This is a genomic window from Spirulina sp. 06S082 (assembly GCF_034932145.1).
Classification (GTDB): domain Bacteria; phylum Cyanobacteriota; class Cyanobacteriia; order Cyanobacteriales; family Spirulinaceae; genus CCY15215.
On record NZ_JAYGHV010000108.1, the window covers coordinates 1 to 1,292 of the forward strand.

The window sequence follows — 1,292 nt, forward strand, 5'->3', positions numbered from 1 at the left end:
TCCCCCAAGCGCTTCTTCTGCCCGAGTTGCATCATCCCACCCGTATGAGTACGGGGAGAATCAGTAGAGCTAGAGCATCGACGACTAACGAGGTTCGTTCCCACCCCCGGTTGCTGACCAGCAGCGACATTCCACATCACTACCACAGAGCTTTTATCCCTGCCCATTTCAAATCCGCAATTATCGCAAACATGATAGCGGTTGCTGAGATTTGCCCAATCTTTATGCACTTTGCCACAGTTGGGACATCGCTGAGAAGGTTTCACTTTGCGAGTATTAATGGTTAAATGAACGCCACCTTTGGCAACAATTTTATAAACAATCAGTTGATTTAAAGTTCCAAAACCTACGTCAAGAAGCGAACGATTCAGCCCTGCTTTTTGACGTTTTCGTTTTCCCTTCTTTGCCTTTCTAGTCATCCCCTTAACATTGAGCTTTTCTGTCACGGCGATGTCATAACGACTCGATAAATCTGTCGTGACTTTGTGCTGCCAGTCTTGGCGAACTCTTGACTGTTTGGCTTTGAGTCGGGATATTTTCTGTTGGGATTTTTTCCATCGATTTGAGGCTTTCTGTTGGCCTCGAATCGGACGGCGTTTACGGCGTAAGGCTTTAGAGGCAGCACGAATTTTGGGGGCAAATTCTCGATCAAAACGAGGATTATCAATTTCCTCAAAATTCTCTCCATCAAAGCAAGTTAATGCCGTCGCCGTTCCTAAATCAAAGGCAACCATTGACTCATAACTGAGAGGGGACTGGCTGCCAAATTTACAGGGGGTTTCTTCTACTTTAACGGTAAAAGAAACGTACCATTCATCTCGATGAGGACGATAAACAAGGGTACAAGTTGTGGGTTTCCCCCAATATTGAAAGCGACCTCGCATTTTTATCTTTAAGTTGAGGTCGTTCAAAATGACCCAGCCATGATTAACGGCATATTTTTCGGAAGTTTTAATTTCCACTTTAAATCCTTGCCGTCCGTCTGGATATGTCCAACCCGAATAATCTCGAATAGATTTGAATTTAGGACGTTTGCGAATGCCTTTCAAAAAGGAATTATAAGCTAAATCTACTCGCTTTACTGTTGCTTGCAAAGAAGATAGATTTAATTGCTTATATTCTTCCCAACATTCTCGGAAAGCTGGCAAGGCATTTTGTTGGCTGAAATAATCGATTGACTTGCGATTTTTTCGCCATTCAAAACGTCGATGAGCCAAACAAGCATTATACAAATAAGCATGAAGACGACGTGCCTCTAACAAAGTTTGACACTGGATTTGATTGGGATATAA

The 1,292-nt window shown here is 43.0% G+C and carries 1 protein-coding gene; it reads right to left on the reverse strand.

Annotated features, from left to right (window positions below; genetic code table 11):
• Window positions 1–1,292 (reverse strand): transposase (locus tag VB714_RS07335; protein WP_323222623.1); only part of this gene is annotated, 1,292 nt, incomplete at both ends.